20 protein-coding genes are annotated in these 25,758 nt (G+C 52.7%); 19 read left to right on the top strand and 1 reads right to left on the bottom strand.

Features of this window, described 5'->3' with window-relative positions; genetic code table 11:
- Window positions 1-315: 315 nt before the first annotated feature.
- The 3 genes from KJS63_RS03035 (at window position 316) to KJS63_RS03025 (ending at window position 2,659) form a co-directional block, all read left to right on the top strand.
- Window positions 316-753 carry a hypothetical protein gene (locus KJS63_RS03035; RefSeq protein ID WP_068616749.1) on the top strand — a complete coding sequence of 146 codons (438 nt, stop codon included), beginning with the start codon at window positions 316-318 and terminating at the stop codon, window positions 751-753.
- Between the two features lie 104 nt (window positions 754-857).
- Window positions 858-1,763, top strand: a complete 906-nt coding sequence (locus tag KJS63_RS03030) for a selenium metabolism-associated LysR family transcriptional regulator (RefSeq protein ID WP_213617891.1) — start codon at window positions 858-860, stop codon at window positions 1,761-1,763.
- Window positions 1,764-1,795: 32 nt separating this feature from the next.
- Complete coding sequence (locus tag KJS63_RS03025; RefSeq protein WP_213617890.1) at window positions 1,796-2,659, top strand: PHP domain-containing protein; 864 nt, start codon at window positions 1,796-1,798, stop codon at window positions 2,657-2,659.
- A gap of 101 nt (window positions 2,660-2,760) precedes the next feature.
- Here the strand turns inward: KJS63_RS03025 and KJS63_RS03020 are convergent, their stop codons facing one another.
- Window positions 2,761-4,524: an Rqc2 family fibronectin-binding protein gene (locus KJS63_RS03020; protein WP_213617889.1), complete on the bottom strand. Its 1,764-nt coding sequence runs from the start codon at window positions 4,522-4,524 to the stop codon at window positions 2,761-2,763.
- A 180-nt stretch (window positions 4,525-4,704) separates the two neighbouring features.
- On the opposite strand from KJS63_RS03020, the gene KJS63_RS03015 reads away from it, so the two are divergent.
- From KJS63_RS03015 to rsgA, 16 genes are all read left to right on the top strand, one after another.
- Window positions 4,705-7,497: a calcium-translocating P-type ATPase, SERCA-type gene (locus tag KJS63_RS03015; protein WP_213617888.1), complete on the top strand. Its 2,793-nt coding sequence runs from the start codon at window positions 4,705-4,707 to the stop codon at window positions 7,495-7,497.
- 68 nt (window positions 7,498-7,565) lie between these two features.
- On the top strand, window positions 7,566-8,402 hold the full coding sequence (dapF, locus tag KJS63_RS03010; RefSeq protein WP_213617887.1) for a diaminopimelate epimerase: 837 nt from the start codon (window positions 7,566-7,568) through the stop codon (window positions 8,400-8,402).
- A gap of 466 nt (window positions 8,403-8,868) precedes the next feature.
- Window positions 8,869-10,764, top strand: a complete 1,896-nt coding sequence (locus KJS63_RS03005) for a bifunctional homocysteine S-methyltransferase/methylenetetrahydrofolate reductase (RefSeq protein WP_213617886.1) — start codon at window positions 8,869-8,871, stop codon at window positions 10,762-10,764.
- A gap of 35 nt (window positions 10,765-10,799) precedes the next feature.
- Window positions 10,800-11,687 (top strand): YicC/YloC family endoribonuclease, encoded by an 888-nt coding sequence (locus KJS63_RS03000; RefSeq protein ID WP_213617885.1) that lies wholly within the window; start codon window positions 10,800-10,802, stop codon window positions 11,685-11,687.
- Between the two features lie 52 nt (window positions 11,688-11,739).
- Window positions 11,740-12,000 carry an extracellular matrix/biofilm regulator RemA gene (remA, locus tag KJS63_RS02995; protein WP_005548256.1) on the top strand — a complete coding sequence of 87 codons (261 nt, stop codon included), beginning with the start codon at window positions 11,740-11,742 and terminating at the stop codon, window positions 11,998-12,000.
- Between the two features lie 13 nt (window positions 12,001-12,013).
- Entirely contained in the window at window positions 12,014-12,586 is a 573-nt protein-coding gene (gmk, locus tag KJS63_RS02990) for a guanylate kinase (RefSeq protein WP_213617884.1), read from the top strand.
- A 79-nt stretch (window positions 12,587-12,665) separates the two neighbouring features.
- Window positions 12,666-12,896, top strand: a complete 231-nt coding sequence (gene rpoZ, locus KJS63_RS02985; RefSeq protein ID WP_068616764.1) for a DNA-directed RNA polymerase subunit omega — start codon at window positions 12,666-12,668, stop codon at window positions 12,894-12,896.
- Between the two features lie 81 nt (window positions 12,897-12,977).
- Window positions 12,978-14,201, top strand: a complete 1,224-nt coding sequence (gene coaBC / locus KJS63_RS02980) for a bifunctional phosphopantothenoylcysteine decarboxylase/phosphopantothenate--cysteine ligase CoaBC (RefSeq protein ID WP_213617883.1) — start codon at window positions 12,978-12,980, stop codon at window positions 14,199-14,201.
- The gene (priA, locus tag KJS63_RS02975) at window positions 14,198-16,738 is read left to right on the top strand and encodes a primosomal protein N' (RefSeq protein ID WP_213617882.1); all 2,541 of its coding nucleotides are present in this window, start codon (window positions 14,198-14,200) and stop codon (window positions 16,736-16,738) included. The genes coaBC and priA overlap by 4 nt, the downstream gene beginning before the upstream one ends.
- Window positions 16,739-17,734: 996 nt before the next feature.
- Window positions 17,735-18,259 (top strand): peptide deformylase, encoded by a 525-nt coding sequence (gene def / locus KJS63_RS02970; RefSeq protein WP_213617881.1) that lies wholly within the window; start codon window positions 17,735-17,737, stop codon window positions 18,257-18,259.
- A 5-nt stretch (window positions 18,260-18,264) separates the two neighbouring features.
- Window positions 18,265-19,209, top strand: coding sequence for a methionyl-tRNA formyltransferase (fmt, locus tag KJS63_RS02965; RefSeq protein ID WP_213617880.1), 945 nt, complete (start codon window positions 18,265-18,267; stop codon window positions 19,207-19,209).
- On the top strand, window positions 19,206-20,654 hold the full coding sequence (gene rsmB, locus KJS63_RS02960) for a 16S rRNA (cytosine(967)-C(5))-methyltransferase RsmB (RefSeq protein ID WP_213617879.1): 1,449 nt from the start codon (window positions 19,206-19,208) through the stop codon (window positions 20,652-20,654). Before fmt ends, rsmB begins: the two co-directional genes overlap by 4 nt.
- Before the next feature lie 129 nt (window positions 20,655-20,783).
- Window positions 20,784-21,830, top strand: a complete 1,047-nt coding sequence (gene rlmN, locus KJS63_RS02955; protein ID WP_068616774.1) for a dual-specificity RNA methyltransferase RlmN — start codon at window positions 20,784-20,786, stop codon at window positions 21,828-21,830.
- Window positions 21,831-21,836: 6 nt separating this feature from the next.
- Window positions 21,837-22,613: a Stp1/IreP family PP2C-type Ser/Thr phosphatase gene (locus KJS63_RS02950; RefSeq protein WP_068616776.1), complete on the top strand. Its 777-nt coding sequence runs from the start codon at window positions 21,837-21,839 to the stop codon at window positions 22,611-22,613.
- Window positions 22,610-24,820, top strand: coding sequence for a Stk1 family PASTA domain-containing Ser/Thr kinase (pknB, locus tag KJS63_RS02945; RefSeq protein WP_213617878.1), 2,211 nt, complete (start codon window positions 22,610-22,612; stop codon window positions 24,818-24,820). Before KJS63_RS02950 ends, pknB begins: the two co-directional genes overlap by 4 nt.
- A gap of 32 nt (window positions 24,821-24,852) precedes the next feature.
- Window positions 24,853-25,755 (top strand): ribosome small subunit-dependent GTPase A, encoded by a 903-nt coding sequence (gene rsgA, locus KJS63_RS02940; protein WP_213617877.1) that lies wholly within the window; start codon window positions 24,853-24,855, stop codon window positions 25,753-25,755.
- Window positions 25,756-25,758: the final 3 nt, after the last annotated feature.

Here is a 25,758-nt window from a genome sequence, read left to right as displayed (position 1 = left end):
AAGTAACATATGTTAAATCTAAGCAATATGTCCTTCCTACCTAACCTTCTACTTCAAGAAACAGATTTTGCTCATTCCATCACTCCATCCTATGAAAATAATGAAAATAGGAATATGTAACTTTTATACTCATAGACTTGTTATAAATAATGAAACATTGTACATATCTGTTACGTATCACTTAGGAAATACATCAGATATAAAGACATAAATCGACAACAATTGTTGTAACTTGTAGTTTATTAGAATTTAATGTAAGATAGTGGGTAAATATACTTAGATATAAAGACCTATATATGGTAGGGGGGTGTAGTAGTGAGAGATAAAATTATGGAGAGATGGAATACCTACGAGGCTTTTTTCGTGCAGCTTGGTGATAAGAAGGTTGCAGACATCATTATCACGAACCACGCTAAGATCAGATATAACGACCGGATTTCTCAAAAATTCGGGGACTCCGATGAAATTGCGGCTTGGCTGTGGGAGTGCCTTAAACAGAACCGGATGGTTTCATACTACCGGAATGAAGAGGACGTGTACCTGATCGATGAGGATATCGTTGTGGTAGCTGAATTTACTGAACTGCCGGGAGAAGTGGACATCTCGGGGAATCCGTTACATAAGATGATTATTGTGACCTTTCTCGGTAAAATGTCTCAAACTATTGAGCTCCGAGACCTGAAATCATACTACTCTTGGCTCCGACACTCACGCCGAATGACCCTAATGAAGAACAGCCGCAAACGTAAGTAGATGGATGAATACGGTAATCAGAAGACACGGGGAAGTCATTCCCTGGTGTCTTTTTTTGTTATTAGAGGCATGCTATTGTAGAAGGAATGAAAGGACGGGGAAGTATGGCTCTTAATTATCATCAGCTTCATATTTTTTATACAGTTGCGGAAAAAGGGAGCTTCTCGGCAGCCGCGCAGGCCCTGCATATGACCCAGCCTGCTGTGACCATGCAGATTCAGTCGTTGGAGGATTACTTTGGCACGAAGCTTCTGCTTCGTTCGACTAAACGGATTGAGCTTACGGAAGCGGGAAAGGCGCTGATGCCCTATGCGGAAAGAGGCATTTCTCTAATGCGCGAGACCGATAGCGCCATGGCCCAGTTTACGCAGATGCTGGAAGGAAGGCTCCAGCTTGGCGCGAGCCTGACGATCGGCGAATATGTGCTGCCCCGCCTGCTGGGGCCGTTCAGTCAGCAGTATCCAAGCATTAGTATTGTGCTCAAGGTGATGAACACCGCTGAAATTCTGGAGCAGATTCTTCACCATCAGCTCAGCTTCGGACTGGTAGAGGCGGCTGTACAGCATCCTGACATGGTTATGGAGCCGGTTATGGAGGATGAGCTTAAGCTGATCGTACCGGCTGGGCATCCCTTGGCGGCGCTTCCTAAGGTTCGCTTGGATGAGGTTCTAGAGTATCCTTTCGTCCTGAGAGAGAAGGGTTCAGGAACCCGTCAGGTGATGGAGGAAGAACTCAGCCGGCTGTCCGTGCCATCGGATTCCGTCAAGACGGTGATGGACCTTGGAAGCACAGGGGCAGTAAAATCCGCAGTTGAAGCAGGGTTTGGCATTACGATGCTCTCGCCTTCTTCAGTGAAGCATGAGGTCGCCCTTGGCCTGCTGAAGATTCTTGATATCCAGGATGTCTCGTTCAAAAGATATTTCTACTCCATCTACTTGAAATCAACGCTGTTGCCGACTTCGGCCGTGACCTTCCTGGATTTCCTGCGGAAGCAAAAGCTGCCTTTGTAATGGCGGCAAACCAGCTATGAGGAGGCAAAACTATGAGTAATGTTGATTGTTCCGGATGCTGTGATCTCCACACCCATACCCAAGCTTCGGACGGGATGAACCGTCCTGCTGAGAATGTCCATCTAGCTAAGCAAAAGGGACTGGCGGCAATCGGAATTACTGATCATGATACGGTGGCAGGCATCCCCGAGGCGGTTCAGGCTGGGCTGAAAAATGGAATCACCGTAGTCCCAGGGGTGGAGATCAGCACCCGCATGGAGGGCAAGGATATTCATATCCTCGGGTACTATCTCCGTTATGAGGACCCGATCCTGCTGTCGCGGCTGGATAATTTGAGAACGGCCAGAGCGGGCAGAAACGGAAAGATCTTGGACAAGCTTGGCGAGCTTGGGATTGAGATCACGATGGAAGAGGTCATTGCCGGACGGGGAAGAGAGCTTGGCCCTGACGATAGCATCGGAAGGCCCCATATCGCTCAGGTGCTGGTCAGTAAAGGTTACGCCGCCGATATGCGGGAGGCTTTCGACAAGTATCTTGCTGAAGGGTCGGCGGCTTATATCTCCCTGCCCAAGGTTATGCCGCTTGAAGCTTTTACCTGGATCAGGGAAGCTGGGGGTGTGCCTGTCATTGCCCACCCTGGGCTGTATGGCAACGATGAACTGGTCGCCCGGATTATTGAGGAAGGGAAGCCAGCAGGGATCGAAGTGTACCACTCTGATCACGGGCCGGAGGATGAGGCGCGTTATATCCAGCTGGCCACACGATATGGCCTGATCATGACAGGAGGCTCGGATTATCACGGCATCCGGCAGGGCAAGGTGTTCCACGGGGACCTCGGAAGCCGGTCCGTTAGTCTAGAGGTGCTTGAGCAGCTGCGCAGTAAGGCGGGGTTGTGATTGTTTTACAACGAACCTGACGCAACAGACGTATATATTTAAAAGCAAAAGAGGTACCGGCTTGCTTGCCGGGCACCTCTTTTTTACTGTGTATTAACCTGTTAACCGTTTTTGATCACGCTTTTCAGGCTCTTGATTCGCTCTTCATCCGGGGTAATATAGAGCGTCTTCTGATGATCGTAAATGACGAATCCAGGCTTGGCGCCGCTCGGCTTGCGCACATGACGGATCAGGGTGCAGTCCACCGGTACGCTGCTGGACTGTTTGGCCTGGCTGAAATAGGCGGCAAGCTGGGCAGCTTCCTCCAAGGTGGCTTCTCCGAAGGACGCGCTGCGGATAACCACGTGCGAGCCTGGAATGTCCTTGGTATGCAGCCAGGTATCACTGCTGCTGGCCAGCTTGTTGGTCACATACTCATTCTGGAGATTGTTCTTGCCTACATAAATCTCGATGCCTTCGGAAGAAGTATACATGTGAAGGGTTGGACGGCCGTCCTTTTTCTTCTTCCGCGTCTTCTTGCTCCGGTCTCTGAGATAACCCTGCTGAATCAGTTCTTCCCTGATTTCATCCACATCGTTTAAGGATGCAAAAGTAAGCTGCTGAAGCAGCCCCTCCAGATACACAATCTCTTCGTTCGTAAGCTTAAGCTGTTCATCGATCACAGCCAGGCTGTTCTTGAATTTGTTGTATTTTTTGAAATACCGTTGGGCATTTTCAGACGGGGTCAGCAGTGGATCAAGCGGAATCCGCTCCATGGCCTGGTTCTCATCATAATAGTTGACAAGCTGGGTTTCCTTGTCCCCCTTGTTGATTTGGTGCAGGGAGGCAAGCAGCAGCTCTCCCCAGATGCGGTAGCGTTCCGCATCCTCGGCCTCTTCCAGGTCCTCATTCAGCTTGCTGAGCTTTTTGATATTTTTGGTCCGCTCATTCTGCAGGAAGCGAATCAGATCGCCGACCTTTTGCTTGACCGTATCGCGCTCGGCCTTGTCCCCGTAATAGTCTTCAAGACATTTGCTGATTGAATCATAGCGCTTCGGCTCCCCTTGAATCAGGGTGAGAGGGATCGCAGAGAAGATGCTTTTTCCCTTGGCGTTGTCCCCAATAACCGGAGCATAGCGGTGCTCCCTAACTTCATTCATGATTTGTGCAAAAGACTCAAAGAGCTCTTCGATTGGCGGCTCCTGAGCGGAGTCTTCATTCGCATGCTCTGCCCGGTGGTTGATCTCCTGGGCAATCAACGGGCTCAGCCCGCTGAACGTATTCACGAGCCAGCCGGAGGCCTTCTCAGACGCAAAGTCCGCTGCGGCTGCATGATAGGCGGCGATAAAAGCTTGCTTGTCCGTCTCCAGCGGATTCATTTTGTGCTGCTGAGGCGGCTCGGTATAGCTGAAGCCAGGCATCACGACACGATAGCTGCTGATGGATGGTGTAACGTGGTGAATTCCATCAAGCTGTGTGCCAGTGGCCGGGTCAATCAGAATGATGTTGCTGTGGCGTCCCATCAGTTCAATAATAATCCGCTTGGTGGACACATCCCCAAGCTCATCCCGCTGGCGGACGTCGATATGAATGGTCCGCTCGAGCCCCTGCTGAGTGACCGATTCAATGACACCGCCCTCGCAGTGTTTGCGAAGCAGCATGCAGAACATAGGGGCTTCCTGTGGATTGAGGAAACTGCTCTCTGTGAAATGCACCCGCGGGTAAGTCGGGTTTGCCGAAAGAATCAGGCGCCGGTTCTCTCCCTGGGCTCTAAGATTAAGAATGATATCGCTGGGTGAAGGCTGGTGTATTTTATTAATTCGTCCGCCAACGCAGAGCTGCAGCTCGTGTACGATGGCCCGGGTAACAATTCCGTCTAGTGCCATATTCTTGGATTCTCCTGTCTATTCATACGTCTTCTCGTTCTATGATGCCATAGATGGAGCAAAAACTTAAGGCCTGACCGTGTGATATTTTGGGACTTGCCTGAATACATTTACCCAGTAAGAGGGTGGATAAGCCGTCACACTGCCAATATGCGGGAAATACGGGAGGGAATTGCGAGCATGGATCAAAAAAAATGGCACCAATGGAGTGCCGATGAGCTCTTGCAAAAGTTCGCCGTCGAACAGGACCAGGGCTTGACTCTTGAAGAAGCCGAGCGGCGACGTGAAGAGAGCGGATGGAATGAGCTTTCCGAAGCGAAGCGCATCTCACCGCTGATTCTGTTTTTGAACCAGTTTAAAGATTTTATGATGCTGATTCTGATGGGCGCAACCTTGGTATCCGGGCTGTTGGGCGAGTATCTGGATGCCATCACGATCGTGGCCATCATTGTATTAAACGGGGTGCTTGGCTTCATTCAGGAGTTCCGGGCCGAGAGATCGCTCCGTGCGCTCAAACAACTGTCGGCGCCTCATGCTAAGGTCATCCGTTCAGGAGTTACCCAGGATGTTCCTGCGAGGGAGCTTGTGCCGGGCGACATCGTTGTACTGGAGAGCGGGGACCGGATTCCTGCGGATCTGCGGTGGCTGAAGACGAACAGCTGTGATGTGGAGGAGTCCGCATTGACCGGGGAATCCCACCCGTCAGGCAAAATAACGGAGGCCATTGCAGCGGACGAAGTGCCGCTCGGAGATCAGAAGAACCTTGGCTTTATGGGCACGATGGTTACACGCGGGACAGGCAAGGGAGTTGTGATCCGCACGGGGATGGATACCGAGATGGGCAAAATTGCGGATCTCATCCAAAGCACGGAAGCTCAGGAGACTCCGCTGCAGCGCCGGCTGGATCAGCTGGGGAAAATCCTGATCATGCTCTCGCTGGGCCTCACGATTCTTGTGGTGCTTGCCGGTATTCTGCATGGACAGCCTGCGGGCAGCATGTTCTTCGCCGGAGTCAGCTTAGCGGTGGCCGCGATCCCGGAAGGCCTTCCTGCCATTGTGACGATCGCCCTTGCGCTGGGTGTGCAGCGCATGATTAAGCGCAAGGCCATCGTCCGCAAGCTTCCTTCCGTCGAAACGCTCGGCTGTGCCACGGTGATCTGCTCTGATAAGACCGGTACACTGACCCAGAATAAGATGACCGTCAAACAGGTGTGGCTGGAGGGGAGGTCTTATGAAGTCACCGGGGATGGTTATGAGCCGTCGGGACACATTCTGCATGAAGGAAGGCCCGCTGATTTCAAGAAAGAGTCAAGTCTTCGCAGACTGATGCAGATCAGTGCGCTGTGCAACAACGCTGAAATCTACGAATCCACGGGGGATGAGACCCGCAGCAAGAAAAAGATTAAGGATGATCTCGGCCCGCAGTGGCTTTTGAAGGGAGATCCGACTGAAGGAGCGCTGCTTACTCTTGCATCCAAGGCAGGCTTTCCCAAACAGTCTTTAAACAGCATCTATCAAAGAGAGCTGGAGTTCCCGTTTGATTCAGACCGCAAAAGAATGTCAGTTATCGTCAGCCATCAGGGAGGCAAGCTCAGCTATGTCAAGGGCGCGCCGGATATGCTGCTGGACCGATGCTCCTATATCTTATGGGAAGGAAACGTGGTGCCGCTCACAGGCACGCTTCGGCAGAAGGTTGGGGCTGCGAACGAGAGCATGGCCCGCTCGGCCTTGCGGGTTCTGGGCCTTGCCTACCGTGATCTCCGGCCGAGCGACAGTACCGCTTCCGCGGAAGACGTGGAAGCCCAGCTGATCTTTGTCGGACTGACCGGGATGATTGACCCGCCGCGCAAGGAGGTGCGCGAGGCCATCTCCATCTGCCGCCGCGCCGGCATCAAGACGGTGATGATTACAGGCGACCACGGCTTGACAGCGGAGGCTATTGCGAGTGAGCTTGGCATCATGGCAAGGGGCGGCTTGTCGCTTGCGGGCCATCAGCTGGCAGCCATGAGCGATGACGATCTGGATAAGCAGGTGGACAACGTGTACGTGTACTCCCGCGTATCTCCTGAGCATAAGCTTCGAATCGTGAAATCCCTGCAGCGCAAAGGGCATGTCGTCGCCATGACAGGAGACGGCGTGAATGATGCTCCGGCCATCAAGGCAGCCGATATCGGCATCGCGATGGGCATCACGGGAACAGATGTATCCAAGGAAGCGTCATCCCTCATTCTCAATGATGATAATTTCTCGACCATTGTGTCCGCCATTGAAGAGGGAAGAAGCATTTATGAGAATATCCGGAAGTTTATCCGGTATCTGCTTGCCTCCAACGTAGGCGAAATTCTGACGATGTTCTTTGCGATGATGGCTGGACTGCCGCTGCCGCTCCTGCCGATCCAGATTCTGTGGGTCAATCTCGTGACCGATGGTCTGCCAGCGATGGCTCTCGGAGTAGATCAGCCTGAGAAGGATCTGATGGAACATAAGCCAAGAGGCGCCACCGAGAACATTTTTGCGCGCAGGTTAGGCTGGAAAATCATCAGCCGGGGGATTCTCATTGGCCTGTGTACTCTCGGCGCTTTCTGGATCACGCTGAAGGCAGGTCCGGATAGTCCGGAGCAGCTGCTTCTCGCCCAGTCCGTGGCATTTGCCACACTCGTTCTGGCCCAGTTAATCCATGTTTTTGACTGCCGGAGCTCGCGTTCAATTTTCCACCGGAATATCTTTCAAAATAAATACCTGGTGTTCGCCGTGCTGTCGTCCCTGCTGCTGATGCTGGCTGTGTTCTACATCGAGCCGCTGCAGCCGATCTTCAAAACGGTAGCCCTGGGACCTCGTGAGTGGGCCATCGCCTTCGTCGCAGGGGGGATTCCAACGTTCCTGATGGGAGCCGGAAGCGTGCTGTCCACGAAGAAACGCAAAGCTGGACCCCGCCGTAGGCTGCCGGTGAATAGTACAAATATTCGGGCATAAAATGAATAGCATTTCCTCTCTCGAAAATATAGACTTACTCCATAAGAACCTTAAAGAGAGGGATTGCTATGGAATTTACAAAAATGCACGGACTCGGAAACGACTTCTTGGTCTTCCACGAACATCAGGATTTACCCGATAAAGTAAGTGAGCTTGCTGTAAAATGGTGTGACCGCTTCTTTGGTGTGGGCGGGGATGGACTGGTATTTATTCTGCCTTCACAGAAAGCAGACTTCCGCATGCGGATCATCAATTCCGATGGATCGGAGGCCGAGCAGTGCGGGAATGCAATCCGCTGTGTGGCCAAATATGTGTATGACAACAAGCTGACGGATAGAGAGAACATTACCATTGAAACACTGGGAGCTGGCGTGCAGCAGGTTAGCCTTCAGGTTGAGAACGGCGTGGTTCAGACTGTCCGAGTGGATATGGGGGAACCGATTCTGGATGGCCTGCGTGTTCCAACCGCGCTTGAAGGCAATCCGGTGCTGAGCCGTCCCATCGAGGTCGATGGACGTGAGTTCAACTTCACGGCGGTATCTATGGGGAATCCGCACTGTGTTATCTATGTGGAGGATGCGCCTAGCTTTGATCTGACAACATGGGGGCCGAAGTTGGAGGTGCATCCCTACTTCCCTAAAAAAATCAACGTGGAGTTCGCCACCGTCACTTCCCGGAACCGGGTGGAGATGCGGGTATGGGAACGTGGCGCGGGTCCAACCTTGGCGTGCGGCACGGGAGCCTGCGCAACGCTGGTATCTTCTGTTCTGAACGAGGTAACCGACCGTGCGGCGTGGGTCGGCCTAAAGGGCGGAGACCTGTATATTGAGTGGAGCGAGGAAGATAACCATGTGTATATGAGCGGACCTGCGGCAGAGGTATACCGCGGCAATATTGTGGAATGATTCAGGAGAAGCGAAGCGTTCACCTTTGTGACCAGACTACTACCTTACACATTTAATTTAAGAGATCGGGAGCAATCGTGATCGGAGGAACATTTCACAAGGCTGCCGCACGCGTAAATCAACAGTTCCACTTAATAGCTGAAAGATTAGCTCAAAGAAACAAATAGTCAGGCAGTCCTCAATTTCGAGGGCTGCTTTATTTTCTATAAAGTGGTTGAAGGCATCGAGCCTTAGAGAGCATCTAAGCCATCAGGCGGAGATAAAGGGCTGTAGATTGGTGTCATGCAGAGCCCTATGCGTTTGGGAGCTAGTATTGTATAGGGATAGAGTGTGCGCTTTTAAATAATTGGACGCAGGGTGTGTGGCAGACGAATCCCGCATTAATCTTACTATCCTGCTCAATTTATGTTACATTAAAGTGAATATTAAGGGGAATATGTTCCGCTAAAGGTTGGAGGAAGATGAGATGAAACCGGAATTGGATCTGCGGGCAAGATGGGAGAACGAAGTTTTAATTGGTGATGGGGCAATGGGAACCTATTTGTATCAGCTTGGTTTTCCTGTTGGCATTTCTTTTGAAGAGCTGAATCTTATCCGCCCCGAGGTGATCGGGGATGTTCATAGACAGTATGTGGAAGCGGGAGCACAGGTGATTGAGACAAACACCTTCTCCGCTAATTATCATAAGCTTTCGAAGTATGGGCTTGAGAGCAAGGTTGAGGAGATTAACCGTTCGGCGGTCAGGCTTGCCCGGCAGGCTGCCGCTGGCAAGAGCTACGTAGTGGGAGCTGTCGGTTCCATCCGGGGTGGCAAGCGGGTCAATGTGTCGGGCAAAGAGCTGCAGAGATACTTTGAACAGCAGATTTCCGCCCTTTTAGGGGAGGACGTGGACGGAATTCTTCTGGAGACTTTCTTTGATCTGAACGAAATGCGCACGGCCTTGGAAATTGTACGCAGAGGCAGCAATGTCCCGGTAATCTGCCAATTTGCCGTGGACAACATTGGAAGAACGATTGATGGCTATCCGATTGCGGATGCCTTTGCGATCCTCCGCCAGGAAGGGGCCGATGTGCTTGGCTTCAACTGCCATTCCGGTCCGAAAGGAATTATGAGTGTAATGAGCAGGCTGGGAGGACCGCTGGATGTTCCCCTGTCTGTGTATCCGAATGCGGGACTTGCTGATTATGTGGATGGGGAGTATATCTATGGGGCCACCCCGGAGTACTTTGGCAGCAGCGCCCAATCCTTTGCGGATCTTGGCGCCCGTTTGATCGGGGGATGTTGCGGGACCACGCCGGAGCATGTCTCGGCTATGTCTGCGGCGGTTAAGGACTATGCGGTAAAGCCGCTTTCCGAAACCTCGGTGCTTACGAGGGAGTCGGTGCAGGTTCTCATTGCCGAGCATCTGGAAGAAGAGCTGCAGATCGGGGGCGGGCGCAGCGAAGAGCCTACACTGGTCGATGTTGTGAACGACCGCCACGCTATTATTGTGGAGCTGGATCCACCGCGTGATTTGGACATTTCCAAGTTTATGAAAGGGGCGGCAGCTCTGAAGGAAGCTGGCGTGGACGCGCTGACGCTGGCCGATAATTCTCTGGCTGTAACCCGAATGAGCAATATGGCGCTGGGGCATCTGGTGCTTAAGGAGACCGGTCTGCGCCCTCTGATTCATATTGCCTGCAGAGACCGCAACCTGATCGGCACCCAATCCCATTTGATGGGCTTTGATGCCTTGGGTATTGACCATGTCTTGGCTGTAACCGGAGATCCGGCCCGCTTCGGCGATCTGCCTGGTGCAAGCTCTGTCTATGATATGACCTCCTTCGAGATCATCAAGATGATCAAACAGCTAAATGAAGGGATTGCTTTCTCCGGCAAGCCGCTCAAGCAGAAGGCCAAGTTTGTGGTAGGTGCGGCGTTCAATCCGAACGTGAAGTATTTGGATAAGGCGGTGCAGCGTCTGGAGAAAAAAATTGCCTCCGGTGCGGATTATATTATGACCCAACCCGTATATGATCCTAAGCTTATCGTTTCCATAAAAGAAGCCACAGCTCATTTGAATGTCCCAATCTTCCTTGGTATCATGCCGCTTGCAAGTGGCAAAAATGCGGAATATCTGCACAATGAGGTGCCCGGAATCCAGCTCTCTGATGAAGTGCGCGGACGAATGGCAGGGCTTCAGGGTGAAGAGGGGCGGCGCGAGGGCGTGGAGATCGCCAAGGAGCTGCTGGATGTGGCGATGGAGCACTTTAACGGAATCTACTTGATGACTCCGTTTATGTTTTATGAGATGACAGCAGTCTTGACCTCTTATGTCAAAGAGAAGTCGAAAGAGCGGAGAGCCCACTTGTTTCACTCATAATTATCAATTACAATAGGGTAACGGATGTGATGCCGATGTCATTCAGTATGACCGGATTCGGTCAGTCCGCCCGACATTTTGGCGGCTACTATGTACAATTTGAGATAAAATCAGTCAATCACCGATACGCCGAGATCGTTCTTCGCATGCCCAGGGAATGGACTTGCTATGAAGATGAATTGAAGCGCATTGTACAGCGGCATGTCAAGCGCGGAAGAATTGATGTGAACATCAGCAAGGAGAAAGCGGAGGATTCCGCTAAATCCTTTGTTGTTAACACCTCCGCTGCCCGGGCGTATCTGGATGCTGCCCGCCAGCTTGGGGAGAGTCTTGGAATTGATGACTCGCTTACGGCACATCAGCTTCTGTCGCTGCCGGATGTATTAATCAGCGAGGATACGCTCCCCGGAAGCGCCCATCCCGATGAAGAGTGGGAAGAGGTGCTGAAGTCGGGACTTGAGGAGGCGCTTGCCGGACTGGTCAAAATGCGTGAGAAGGAAGGCCGGCATCTGTCGAAGGATTTGGAGGAGCGACTGTCCAAGCTGGAGGAGTTCCATGCCGAGCTTACTCGGCTGGCGCCTACAGTGGTAGGAGACTACCGTAACCGGCTTAGGCAGCGGCTGTCTGAACTGCTTGATGGAATCATGGATGAACAGCGTTTCGGCATGGAGGTGGCAATCTTCGCTGACCGCTCCAATGTGGACGAGGAACTGACCCGGTTAGGCAGCCATTTTGAGCAATGCAGGGAGCTGCTGCGCGCGCATGAGCCTGTCGGTCGGAAGCTGGACTTCTTAATTCAAGAGATGAACCGTGAAGTAAATACGATTGGATCCAAGGCCAATCATTTGGCTCTAGTGAACCGTGTTGTCGAAATGAAAGCGGAGCTGGAGAAAATTCGCGAACAAGCGGCGAATATGGAATGATGATTCGTTTCGACTTGAATGAGTCAAGTATAATAGGGGGATTAACCTGAAGATGGCGATCAAACTCATTAATATCGGTTTTGGGAATATCGTATCAGCGAATCGGATTATTTCTATTGTGAGTCCGGAATCCGCACCGATTAAGCGTATTATCCAAGAAGCGAGAGACCGGCACATGCTGATCGACGCGACTTATGGACGGCGTACACGCGCGGTTATTATTACGGATAGTGACCACGTGATCTTGTCGGCTGTACAGCCGGAGACGGTCGCGCACCGCCTGTCCACGAAAGATGATGACAACGACGAATAATATGGAGAGAACAATGGCTAAAGGGTTATTAATTGTATTATCCGGACCTTCGGGTGTCGGCAAAGGAACCGTGTGCACCGCACTGCGCAAGCGCGTGCCTGAATTGGTATATTCAGTATCCGCAACGACTCGCCAGCCTAGAATGGGCGAAGAGAATGGCGTGAACTATTTCTTTAAGAGCCGGGAGCAGTTTATGAGCATGATCGAGAATGATCAGCTGCTGGAGCACGCCGAATATGTGAACAATTTTTATGGCACTCCGCGTGATTTCGTTGAAGAAACCATTGCGAGCGGTAAGGATATCATACTTGAGATTGAAGTCCAAGGTGCGCTTAAGGTGAAGGAGAAGTTCCCTGAGGGCGTATTTGTCTTTTTGCTGCCGCCGTCAATGGATGAGCTCAAGGACCGTATTCAGGGCCGTGGCACCGAGAATCAGGCGACGATTGATCATCGCATGTCGGTCGCCCTGGACGAAATCAATCTGCTTGAGTATTATGATTACGCAGTGGTGAATGATCAGATTGATCTGGCCTGCAAGAGAATAGAATCTATTATCATAGCCGAACATTGTAAAGTAAGAAAGTAAGACCGTGACCTGCGTTATAACCAAATAGTCCGGGCACATGCTTACATATCCTAATTGCCCGAAAGAAGAGGTGTCTGTATTGCTATACCCATCGATTGATAAAATGCTGGAGAAAGTCGACAGCAAGTATTCCTTAGTAGTTGCGGCTTCCCGCAGAGCAAGACAGCTGAGAGAAGGAGAGAATTCTGAGCTGAAGCAGGCCAAATCCCATAAACAAGTCGGGGTTGCGCTGGAGGAGATTTACGGTGACTTCGTCCGCATTAAGCGCGACGGTCAGGACCTTGCGGAACTCGATAAACAAGACAAATAATTACCGGCCCTCAGGGCCGCTTCCGACAACCGCAAGGTTGTTGTTTTTTTCTATATGCGAAAAAGAAGCGAGGGGATACGGATGTTAACCGGCAAGAAGATTTTGCTTGGAGTAAGTGGGGGAATTGCTGCTTTTAAGGCGGCTTCGCTGTGCAGCAAGCTCGTGCAGAGCGGGGCGGAAGTAAGGGTGATTATGACGGAGTCAGCCACACGGTTTATTACCGAGCTGACCCTTCAGGCACTGTCTAAAGGGCCTGTCTATACGGATACTTTTGATGAAAAGAATCCTGCCGTCATTGCTCATATCGACCTTGCGGATTGGGCGGATCTGGTGCTGGTCGCTCCGGCAACAGCTAATATTATTGCCAAGATGGCCACGGGCCTTGCAGATGATATGCTGTCGACCACGCTGCTTGCAACGCAGGCTCCGATCATGCTGGCTCCAGCTATGAATGTGCATATGTATCAGCATCCAGCCGTAATCCGCAATCTGGCGGAGCTTACTGCGCGTGGGGTGATGATGGCTGAGCCTGGAGAAGGGCTTCTTGCCTGTGGTTATGTTGGCAAGGGGCGGATGGAAGAGCCTGAGAGCCTCGTCCGTATTGTCCAGGCTTATTTTGAGCGTCAGGAACGGGTCAACGCGAAGCCGCTGAAGGGCCGTAGTGTGGTGGTTACGGCAGGGGCAACCGTCGAGCGAATTGATCCTGTTCGGTATATTACTAATGATTCCTCCGGGAAGATGGGATTTGCCATTGCCGATGCTGCCCGGGAGCTGGGGGCGGAGGTTCACCTGATTATCGGCAGCACGCAGGCAAGTCCGCCTGTGGGCATTCCTTTTACAAAAGTTGAATCTGCCCAGGATATGTATAATGCTCTGCTTGCACATTGGGACGAAGCTGACATCGTTGTGAAGGCGGCGGCCGTGGCCGACTATCGTCCTAAGGAGCAGCTGGACCGCAAGATCAAGAAAAGCGGGGATGAGATGTCGCTCGAGCTTGTCAAGACGGTTGATATCTTAGAGAGTCTGGGCAAAAGGAAGACGTCCCAGTTTCTGATTGGTTTTGCGGCAGAGACTCACGACTTGGAGAAGTATGCGATGGACAAGCTGACCCGCAAGAACTGTGACCTGCTGATCGCCAATGACGTTACAGCCGAGGGGGCAGGCTTCGGGACAGATACGAATGTGATTAGTATTTTTGACAGCCAAGGACTTGTTGAAGCGCTGCCGCTGATGTCCAAGGAAGCCTGTGCACGCCGGATCTTGGAGCTGGCTGGGGAGCGGTTAACCGGAGACCTGTCTTTATGAACACGATTGCCAAAGTCATTGTAGATGTACCCAGCCGGGAGACAGACCGTCCCTTTGATTACCTGATTCCAGATTCCATCCAGGACTGGATTGAAGTAGGGAGCCGGGTGGCGGTTCCGTTTGGACGGCGTACAGTTCAGGGCTTTGTGATCTCGCTTGAGCAGGAATCCCAGCTTGACAGATCCAGGATGAAGAAGATCCAGGAACTGCTTGACCATATTCCACCGCTTCCGTCAGATTTGGTGGAATTAGCAGGGTGGATGAGCCAGGAATATGCGTGCAGTACGATTTCCGCGCTTCAGGCCATGATTCCCTCTGCTCTGAAAGGAAAGGCGGAACGATACATCAGCTACGCTGAGCCGTCCGGGGAATCTGCCGAAAGCGATCAGGGCGAACCTGAGGGACTGTTCTCGTTGTCTCTGCTTCAGCCGGCCGAGGAGGAAGAGATAATTGAGTATGTTAAGGCTGTTGGTCCTGTAACTTTCTCACATCTGGATGCCCGTTACCCCGGCCGGGGGGCTATGATCAAATCGTTGATGAAGCGGGGTGTCCTGCAGGAAAGCCAGTCTATTAAGGATAAGCTCAAAATCAAAACGATGAAAACTGTAGCTGCTGCGGTATCGGGCGGGGAAGCCGAGAAGGTTCTTGCCTCCTTCACTCCGCAGGCCCGCAGGCAGAAGGAGGTTCTGGCTTTTCTTCTAGAAGTGCAGATTCCGATCGGAATGCAGGAGCTGCTGTCCACGCTTGGCGTAACGGCTGGAACTGTCAAGAAGCTGGCAGATAAGGGGCTGGCCGTGATCGAGGATGTGGAGGTGTTCCGCGATCCTTACAAGGACCGCAGATTTAAGCCTACTCTGCCTCTCAGCCTTACGCCCGAACAGCAGGAGGCGTACAACCATATTGCGGATCGCCTTGACCGCCGGGAGCACGGCGTATTTCTGCTGCACGGGGTAACTGGAAGCGGGAAGACGGAAGTATACTTGCAGTCAATTGAACGCTGCATCTCGGCGGGACGCCAGTCGATTGTGCTGGTGCCCGAGATCTCGCTCACCCCCCAAATGGTCGAGCGATTCAAGGGAAGATTCGGCGACAGGGTGGCAGTTCTGCACAGCCGGCTGTCAGGAGGCGAGCGCTATGATGAATGGCGCAAGATCCGCGAGGGCAAGGTGCAGGTTGCGATTGGCGCGAGGTCTGCGATATTTGCGCCTTTTGCCGATCTGGGGCTCATCGTGATGGATGAGGAGCATGAAACCTCATATAAGCAGGAAGAGACCCCGAAATACCACGCGCGAAATGTCGCGGTAAGGCGGGCGATGCAGCATGGGGCTGCTGTAGTTCTGGGTTCGGCTACCCCGTCTTTGGAAAGCTATCACGCGGCAAGGTCCCAGGCGAATGAGGAGTTCGCCCCTGTTCTCCTTGAGATGCGCCAGCGTCCGGCGGGGAGTGAACTGCCCGCAGTCCGGATTGTGGATATGCGCGAGGAGCTTAAGGATGGAAACCGCTCGATGTTCAGCCGGGAGCTCCATCAAGGCATTATTTCGAGAATGGAACGCGGCGAGCAGACGGTGCTTTTCCTCAACCGGCGAGGATTCTCCACCTTTGTGATGTGCCGGACCTGCGGCTACGTGGCAGGCTGTCCCGAATGTGATATTTCGCTTACCTATCATCAAAAGTCCAACAATTTGCGCTGTCACTACTGTGGTTATTCCGAGCCTGCCCCGTCGGTATGCCCGGAATGCGGAAGTGAGCATATCAGGTATTTTGGCACCGGCACCCAGCGGGTCGAGGGCGAGCTGGCCAAGCTGTTCCCTGGCATTCGGGTGATCCGGATGGATGTGGACACGACGGTGGAGAAAGGTTCTCATGAGAAGCTGCTGAATGCGTTCCGGGAGAAGAAAGCCGATGTGCTGCTTGGCACCCAGATGGTCGCCAAGGGGCTGGATTTCCCTGATGTTACGCTTGTAGGGGTGATCGCGGCTGACAGCTCTTTGAATTTCCCGGATTTCCGGGCGGCGGAGAAAACCTTCCAGCTCCTGACCCAGGTAGCGGGACGGGCCGGAAGGCACCAGCTTCCAGGCGAGGTGTTCGTTCAATCCTATACGCCGGACCACTACTCGATCATCCATGCAAGCCGGCATGACTATTTGTCTTTTGTCCGGGATGAGCTTAAGCACCGCAGAACGCTCGGTTATCCGCCTTATTGCAGGCTGATTCTGGTGACTCTCACGCATGAGAACCTTCAGATTCTGGTCCGAATGGCCGAGAATTTCGTCAGCGATCTGCGGGGGAGAGCGCAGCAGAAAGGCTGGTTCGGCGGCCTTGACCGGTTCACTTCGGATGCGTTCGACATCCTGGGCCCAATTGCTTCGCCGATCCCGAGAATCAAGAACCGCTACCGGTTCCAGTGCATGGTGAAGTACCGGGGGGCCTTGGAGGCGGTTCAGCTTGTCCGGGAAGTGAGCGGCTTGACCCTGGAGCATATGAAGGATGCATCTTTGCAGATTAGTATTGATGTGGACCCGCAGATGCTAATGTAAAGGGGGGGTGAACCCTCCCAAACCCTCCCTTCCAAGGGAGGGCCCCAAGGGCTTCGCCCTCTGGACACCCGAAAGGGAGAACGTAGGAGGTGCATAGGCGGGGTTTAGGAGCTGCGGCGGATCTGATCGCTTGCCGTCCCTGCGGGACCCGCTACCTTGTTGGCGGAGTTTGGCGGCCTGGGTAGGTCGCGTTCGTGCTGCTGATTTTCGTGTATGGGGCTGGCGGTGTTCGTGGGGCCGCTTGCCGCCCCTTTGGGGCCCGCTTTACTTTTGGTGCGGATCGGGCGCAGGGCTGGAGATGTGCGCTTTTGCTGGTGCGAGCAAGGAGGCGCTGTCCCTGCGGGATACGCTTGGGGTTGCGCGGGGATTAGAGTGTTGGAATTGTGGTATGGTGATGATGCGAGCGTGCAGGCTCTATCCCTGCGGGATACGCTTAAGGTTGGTGCAAGGATTAAAGTGTTGGGGTTTGAGAGGGTTTTAAGATGTTTGCATATACATGAAATAGCGGAGAGGACGGAATCGTCCTGAAGAAGCGTGAGCGTTCGCCTTTGGAGCTAAATTTCAACATTGAATGGATAGTTCAAAGAAATTTAGCTCCAACAGCGATCGTAAGAATGATCCGTCAGCGGAGCGGGCTTACATGAATGGGAATTGCTCAAGAGTTATTCACTCACGTATCGGGCGCTGTCCCTGCGGGATGCGCTTGAGGTTGTGTAGGGATTAGAGTGCTGGGGCTGAGCATCTATCAGGTATTTGCATATACATGAAATAGCGGAGATTACGGAATCGTTCTGGAGAAGCGTAAGCGTTCGCCTTTGGAGCTAAATTTCGACATTGAATGGATAGTTCAAAGAAATTTAGCTCCAACAGCGATCGTAAGAATGATCCGTCAGCGGAGCGGGCTTACATGAATGGGAATTGCTCAAGAGTTATTCACTCAAGACTCATTCCTCATCAGCGCGCTCATATATAAGACATACAGAAGGATGGTGCGATATGGCGATTAGAGAGATTGTTCTGGAGCCCAATGAGGTTCTGCATCAGGTTGCGGAGGAAGTGAAGGAGATTACCCCGGCTATCCGGAAGCTGCTTACAGACATGGCAGATACGATGTACGACGCGGATGGGGTTGGACTGGCGGCTCCGCAGGTTGGCATTCTCAAGCGGGTTATAGTGATTGATGTGGGGGACGACAACGGGCTCATTGAGATGATCAACCCGGAGATTATTGCATCGGAAGGGGAACAATTCGGACCGGAAGGCTGTCTGAGCATCCCTGGTTACCGGGGAGATGTACGCCGGGCGAATCAGGTGACGGTCAAAGGGCTTAACCGGAAGGGCAAGGAAATCACGATTACCGGGACCGAACTGCTTGCCCGGGCATTTCAGCATGAGATCGATCATTTGAATGGCATATTATACACTGAGCTAGCCGAGAATTATTACGAAATTCCGCCTGAGGAAGAGGAGCAGTTCGAACAGGAGCAGGAACAGCAGGCGACGAATGAAAAGAAGGAGTGAGGCGCATGAATATTGTTTTTATGGGAACTCCCGATTTTGCGGTACCTTCCCTGGAGACCTTGCTGGATGAAGGGTACAATGTCGTTGCCGTAGTAACCCAGCCAGATCGGCCCCAAGGCAGGAAAAAGGTGCTTACGCGTACACCTGTAAAAGAAGCGGCTTTGGCTCACGGCCTTCCCGTGCTGCAGCCTCAGCGGATGCGCAGTCCTGAAGCAGTTCAGGAGTTGGCCGCATATGAGCCGGATCTGATTGTGACTGCAGCATATGGGCAAATTCTCCCTAAGGCGGTACTGGACATGCCCAAATACGGCTGTCTTAACGTACACGGTTCGCTGCTTCCCAAATACCGGGGCGGTGCGCCGATCCAGCGCTCGATTATCAACGGGGAGAAGGAAACGGGGATCACGCTCATGTATATGGCGGAAGGCCTCGATACCGGGGATATGATTGCGAAGTCGGTGGTTCCGATTGAGGATGAGGACACTTCGGGTACCTTGTTCCAGAAGCTGAGCTTGACTGGCGCTAAGCTGCTAAAGGAACAGCTGCCTCTAGTCATTAACGGGAGCGCGGCGCGTATTCCGCAGAATGATGAGGAATCTACATATGCAAAGAATCTATCCCGCGAAGATGAACGCATTAACTGGGCCGATTCCTCCAGGGATATCTATAACCGGGTGAGAGGCCTCGTGCCTTTTGCCGGAGGTTTCACCCACTGGAATGGGGAAGTATTCAAGGTATGGGAAGTAGCCAAGCCTGAGCTGACGGCCGCGAGCTCAGGCAGCGGACAGGCTCCAGGCACTGTACTGGCTTTTCATGCAAACGGGATTGAAGTGAAGACCGGGGACGGCTCGGTTATTCTAACCAAAGTGCAGCCTGCCGGTAAGAAGGCCATGGAAGCGGCCGAATTTCTGCGGGGCGGCGTGCTGAAGAAAGGTGAGGTATTCTCTTGAGCAGCTCTCAGAATAGGGGAAATAAGCCGGCAAATAAGCCGAAGACCGGTTCCGCTCCTCAAAGGGCGAAACAAAAGGGCGCCGGCGGACTACAGAGACCTGTTACCGCACGGGAAGTGGCTCTTGAGGTGCTGACCCAGGTAGAGGAAGAGGGCGCTTATAGCAACCTGCAGCTGAACAGCGCGCTTCAGCGCAGCAATCTGTCCGGAGCGGATGCGGGCCTTGCCACGGAGCTGGTGTATGGGACGATCTCGCGCTTATCCACGATTGACTATTTCTTAGGTCAGTTCGTTGCTAAAGGCTTGGGTAAGCTTCAGCCTTGGGTGCGGAATTTGCTTCGTCTAAGCTTCTATCAGCTGTATTATTTGGACCGTATCCCCGCACATGCCGCGGTTAATGAAGCCGTTAACATCGCCAAGAAGAAAGGTCATCAAGGCATTTCAGGCATGGTGAACGGGGTGCTGCGAAGTGTGCTCCGGCGTAAGGAGGAGCTTCAAATACCGGCAGACCTTCCCCCGCTCAAACGTATTGCTCTAGAGTATGCTTATCCGGAATGGCTGGTTGGCCGTTGGATCAAAGAGTACGGGGAAGCGGAGGCGGAGGCCATTTGCCGTGCGAACAATGAGCCTCCTTCTGTGAGTGTGCGGGTGAACCGCACCAAGCTCAGCAGGGAAGAGCTGTTGGAGCGGATGAGACAGCGGGGGCTCGATGCTGAACCTTCTCCTGTATCTGAGGATGGGATCCTTGTCCGCAGTGGAGGCAATATGGCCCATACGGACTGGTATCAGGAGGGGATGCTCTCTGTCCAGGATGAGAGCTCCATGCTGGTTGCGGACGCGGTCGATCCGAGGCCCGGCATGAAAGTGCTTGACTGCTGCGCCGCACCCGGCGGCAAGTCCTGCCATATTGCGGAAAAGCTGAATGGCAGCGGTGAAGTTATCGCGAATGATGTGTACCCGCACAAAGCCAAGCTGGTAGAGTCCCAGGCCGAGCGTCTGGATTTGGACATTGTACGCTCAACTACGGGCGACGCCTTGGAGCTTGCGGCGCGGTATGCGCCGGAATCTTTTGACCGGATTCTGCTCGACGCTCCATGCTCGGGGCTTGGTGTAATCCGGCGCAAGCCGGATCTGAAGTGGGCCAAGCAGCCGGAAGACATCACAGACATTGCAGAGCTTCAGCTCAAGCTGCTTGATGGGGTTGCCGGGCTGCTCAGGCCTGGAGGTGTTCTGGTCTACAGCACGTGCACGATAGAAAAGCGGGAGAATATGCAGGTCGTGCAGGCTTTTCTGGACAAGCATCCGGAATATGCCGAAGCGGATCAGGTGCAAGCATTAAATGAACTGGGTGAAGCGCGTACGCGGGCTGCTGTCGGAACACAGATTTTGCCTCAGGATTTCCACTCCGATGGATTCTATATTGCCCGTTTGGTCAAACTAGGTTAATATGACAGATGGCACACCCCGCTGGAACCTCCAGCGGGTTTTGCACTTTAGTGTCAAGTGTGTTTATGATAAAATGGGAAGAATGAATAGAATTCATGCTTCAATTTAAAAAAGAACAGGTGTGTGATCATGAAGCCTTTTATATATGACTTTACGTTGGAGGAGCTGCAGGAATGGGCAGTTTCCCAAGGGGAACCCGCTTTTCGCGGCGGACAGATTTTTGATTGGATTTATGTGAAGCGGGTTAATTCTTTTGACGAGATGACCAACCTGTCCAAGGCGCTTCGCCAGAAGTTGAATGAGCAGTTCCAGTTCGTGGCCTTGAAGGAGATTACGAAGTTTGAGTCCAAGGACGGAACGGTCAAGTTCCTGTTCGGCCTGCATGATGACCATGCCATTGAAACGGTGATCATGAAGCACAACTACGGGAACAGCATCTGTGTAACGACCCAGGTGGGCTGCCGGGTAGGATGTACGTTCTGCGCATCCACCTTGGGTGGGCTGAAGCGGGACCTGACCGCTGGAGAGATTGTCGCCCAAGTTGTACGGGCCCAGCAGATCCTTGATGAACGCGGCGAGCGTGTGAGCAGCATTGTCATCATGGGAACGGGGGAGCCGTTTGAGAACTATGAGGCTACCATGAAATTTTTGCGGTTGATGATCCATGAGAAGGGCTTGAATATTGGACAACGGCATATTACTGTATCAACAAGCGGTATTGTGCCGAACATCTACCGGTTTGCGGACGAGAATACCCAGATTAATCTGGCCATTTCGATTCATGCACCGAATGATGCGCTTCGTTCGAAGCTGATGCCGGTGAACCGTCGGTTTCCTTTTGACGATGTGATGGAGTCACTAAGATATTATCAGGCGAAGACGGGCCGCAGAATTACATTTGAATATGCGCTCATCGGCGGGGTTAACGACCAGCCGGAGCATGCGGAGGAACTGGCAAATGTATTGAAAAACATGCTCTGCCACGTGAATCTGATCCCGGTGAACTATGTGCCTGAACGTAAGTACACCCGGACTTCGAGAAATGACATTTTTCAATTCCAACGCATATTGGCGGACAAAGGGGTTAATGTTACGATCCGCCGTGAGCAAGGCCACGATATTGCGGCTGCCTGCGGACAACTGCGGGCGAAGCATATGGAGTCTGGTGCGAGGTGAGGTCATTTGATTAAAACGGTATGTGTCAGTGATGTGGGACATGTTCGTTCCGTAAATGAAGATTCATATTGGGTGGAGAGCCTGGAACAAGGCTTCACTCTGGGGATTGTGGCTGATGGCATGGGCGGACACAAGGCGGGGGATACCGCCAGCCGCTTGGCTGTAGAGACCATTTCGGCCGATCTGAAGAAGCTGCCGAGAGCCACTTCCACAGAGCTTCGCCGTGAGGCTATGAGAAAGGCGATTCTCCATGCCAATGAGGTGGTGTTCCGCACTGCTTCAGAAAGTGTCGAATATCACAATATGGGCACCACCGTGGAAGCGATCCTGCTTGACCGGCGTGAAGGGATTATCGGTCACATTGGTGACAGCCGTGCCTATCTGTTCCGCCAAGGTGGGATTACCCAACTGACGGAGGACCATACCTTGGTCAACGAGCTTGTGAAAAGCCGGCAGATCAGCGAAGAAGAAGCTTCTCATCATCCCCGCCGAAACGTAATCACCCGGGCACTGGGAACGGATGCCCAGGTGGAGGTAGATCTGATTCATGTTGCGCTGAAGGAAGGGGATATTCTGCTCCTCTGCAGCGATGGACTCAGCAGCTATGTATCTAAGCATCAGATGGCCCAAACGGTCGGATTGTCTGAGGTGTCCTTGAAGGACCGGGCCGACCACCTTCTTCAGCTTGCTCTTGATGCGGGCGGGGAAGATAATATCACTGTAGCTCTCATCGAAATTTCCGAGGGTACAGCGGGGTCTAGTGTAAAGGAGTGGACAACATGATCGGACATGAATTGGGCGGTCGTTATCAGATTATTGAGCGGATCGGCGGAGGCGGAATGGCGCTGGTATACAAGGCGCAGGACATTCTGCTCGGACGCAATGTGGCTATCAAAGTGCTGCGTCAGCAATTTGTGCACGATGAGGAATTTATCCGCCGCTTCCGGCGGGAGGCGCAATCTGCCGCATCTTTGTCACATCCGAATGTGGTAAGTATTTATGATGTCGGTCAGGAAGACGAAATCCATTATATTGTCATGGAATATATTGAAGGTCAGAATTTAAATGAGATTATAAAAGAACGCGCCCCGCTCCAGGTGGACGAGGCCGTTCGGATTGCAACACAAATTTGTGACGCACTGGATCATGCTCATCATAACCAAATCATTCATCGGGATATAAAGCCTCATAATATACTCATTGGACGGAACGGACGGGTAAAGGTAACCGACTTCGGTATTGCCCGTGCGGTATCATCTACAACAATTACCCAGACGGGCTCGGTTGTAGGTTCCGTGCACTACTTCTCACCAGAACATGCCAAAGGTGTGGTTACAGGTGAGAAATCGGATCTGTATTCCCTGGGGATCGTACTGTACGAAATGCTTACCTCCAAGCTTCCATTCTTGGGGGAGAGCCCGATCAGTGTGGCTCTGAAGCATCTTCAGGAGAGCTTCGAGGAACCGCGGCTCGTTAACCCGCTTATTCCTCAAAGTGTTGAGAATATCATATTGAAGTCCATGCGCAAAAATCCAAATGAACGCTACCAGTCTGCCAAGGAGATGCTGCGTGATTTGGAGACGTGTCTGCTGCCGGAGCGGCGGCTGGAATCCAAGATTGTGTTTGAGGATGCCGACGACGCGGATAAGACCCGGGTAATCCCGGCGATCAAACCACCGGTGCAGCGGCCTGCTGCGGGGAGAACATCCCGTGTGGATGATCCTGATGAAGGCGCAAAGCCGCAGGCGGCCAAATCCAAGAACACCAAGAAAGCCTGGGTCAAACCTACGCTGTGGATCGGAATTACGCTGCTTGTCATCTTATTCATGCTTGGGGTGGCCTGGTATGTCAACCAGAGCTTGAATGTTCCTAATGTGAAAGTGCCTAAGCTGATCGGTCTTCAGGAAGACGCGGCCAGAGCTGAGCTCACCAAGGCAGGGCTTAAGGTGCAGGATCCAATCACCAGAGCCTACAAGGAAGGCGTTGCTGCAGGTGTAGTGTATGAACAGGGAAGGCCGGAAGGCGCTGAGGTCAAGAAGGATACGCCTATAACGCTGACAGTAAGCGTGGAGAAACCACTGAAGAAGCTTCCAGATCTTAGCGGACAATCGTTCGAGGATGCCAAGAAGAAACTGATGGATGATTTCCAGATGAAAGCCGAACAGATTATCCCGAAGGAAGATTACAGTGATGCTGATCCTGGCAAGGTGACAGGCCAGAACCCTGCCGCCGGCTCGGACTTTGATCCGGCCACAGCGACGGTTGAACTTACGGTAAGCAAAGGCCCACAAATGGTGACGATGCCGGATCTCACGAACCTGACCCAGAGTCAGGCCGAGGCCAAGTTGAAGGAGCTCGGCTTGAAGCTGGCCAAGGATGGCATCACCCAGGAGTCCAGCTACTCGGTGGACGAAGGGAAGGTATTTAAACAGCATCCTTACGGGGCGGGAGAACAAGTTCCTCCGGGTACAGAGTTTACCCTTGTGGTCAGCTCCGGATATCCGCCAGAAGCGGTAACGTACACCTATAATGTACCTATAGCTCCTAAGACGGAAGGCAAGAAGAGCAAGATCCGGCTGGTGTATACCGATGCCCGGGGAGATAACAAGGAAGCGACAACAAGAACGATTAACACCGTTCAGACAATACCGGTAAATCTTGTTTTGTCTCCGACCAAAAACGGAGCGATTTTGGTATACCGGGACGGTGAATATCTGGATACGCTGCCTGTCTCTTATATTGATGCCAAGCAGGGCACGGTTCCGGTTCCAAGCGTACCGGTTGGACAGGAGCAGGTCGAGCAGACTCCCCCACCGGATGACAACAACTCCGGTGATAATGGAACTGCCGGAGACTCTGCGGCGATTAATGGCGGTTACCAGGAGGTAACCGACCGTTTCGCTTCGGGTCAAGTTTCCTCTAAGGAAGTCATGAAAACCCAGAAAGAGAAGGAAAAAGCCGAGAAGAAGCGCAAAAAGGATCATGAATAAGGCAGAAAAACAAGGAAGCGAGGCCTGCGTACATGCCTGAAGGCTTAATTGTTAAGGCGCTAAGTGGATATTATTATGTGAAGCCGGCTGGGGCTGGATCAGGCGAGACCATTCAATGCCGCGGCCGGGGAGTGTTTAAGAAGAAAGGGATAACCCCCTTGGTAGGGGACCGGGTCATTTACGAACCTACAGAGAATGGGGAAGGGACTGTAACGGAGATTCTCCCCCGGGTGACGGAGCTCATTCGTCCTCCGGTGGCGAATGCCAGCCTGGCCGTTCTCCTTTTCTCTCTTCGTGAGCCCGATATGAACCTGCAGCTGTTGGACAAGTTCCTTGTTCATATTGAGAACGAAGGACTTGATACGCTGATTTGCTTGACGAAGCAGGATCTGCTGACAGATGAAGACAAGGCAGATGAGCTGACGAAGCAGGTTTCAGAGCTCTACAGCTCCATCGGGTACGAGGTGATCATCACCAGCTCCCGGACAGGTGCGGGTACGGATCAGGTGCTCAGCCGGTTGGCTGGAGGAATTAGTGTGTTCTCGGGTCAGTCAGGGGTGGGCAAGTCTTCTCTGCTCAATGCGATGCTGCCGGGATTAAGTCTGGAGACCAGCGCAATCAGCCTGCGCTTAGGACGCGGCAAGCATACGACCCGGCATGTGGAGCTGATTGAGCTTGGCAATGGCGGTTACGTTGCTGACACACCGGGCTTTAGCCAGCTGGACTTTCTGGAGCTTGGGGTGGAGAGATTATCCGAATGCTTCCGGGAGTTTGTTCCTTATGCGGCGGAATGTAAGTTCCGGGGCTGCAGCCACCTGCACGAGCCTGGCTGTAAGGTGCTCCAGGCGGTTGAAGAGAAACGGATTGCCTCCAGCAGATATGAGCATTACGTTCAATTCTATGAGGAAATGAAAGATAAGAAACGGAGGTACTAACGA

The organism is Paenibacillus sp. J22TS3 (assembly GCF_018403205.1).
GTDB lineage: Bacteria > Bacillota > Bacilli > Paenibacillales > Paenibacillaceae > Fontibacillus > Fontibacillus tuaregi.
Note: the sequence above shows the minus strand (reverse complement) of the source record. Positions and strands in the feature narration are given on the sequence as shown.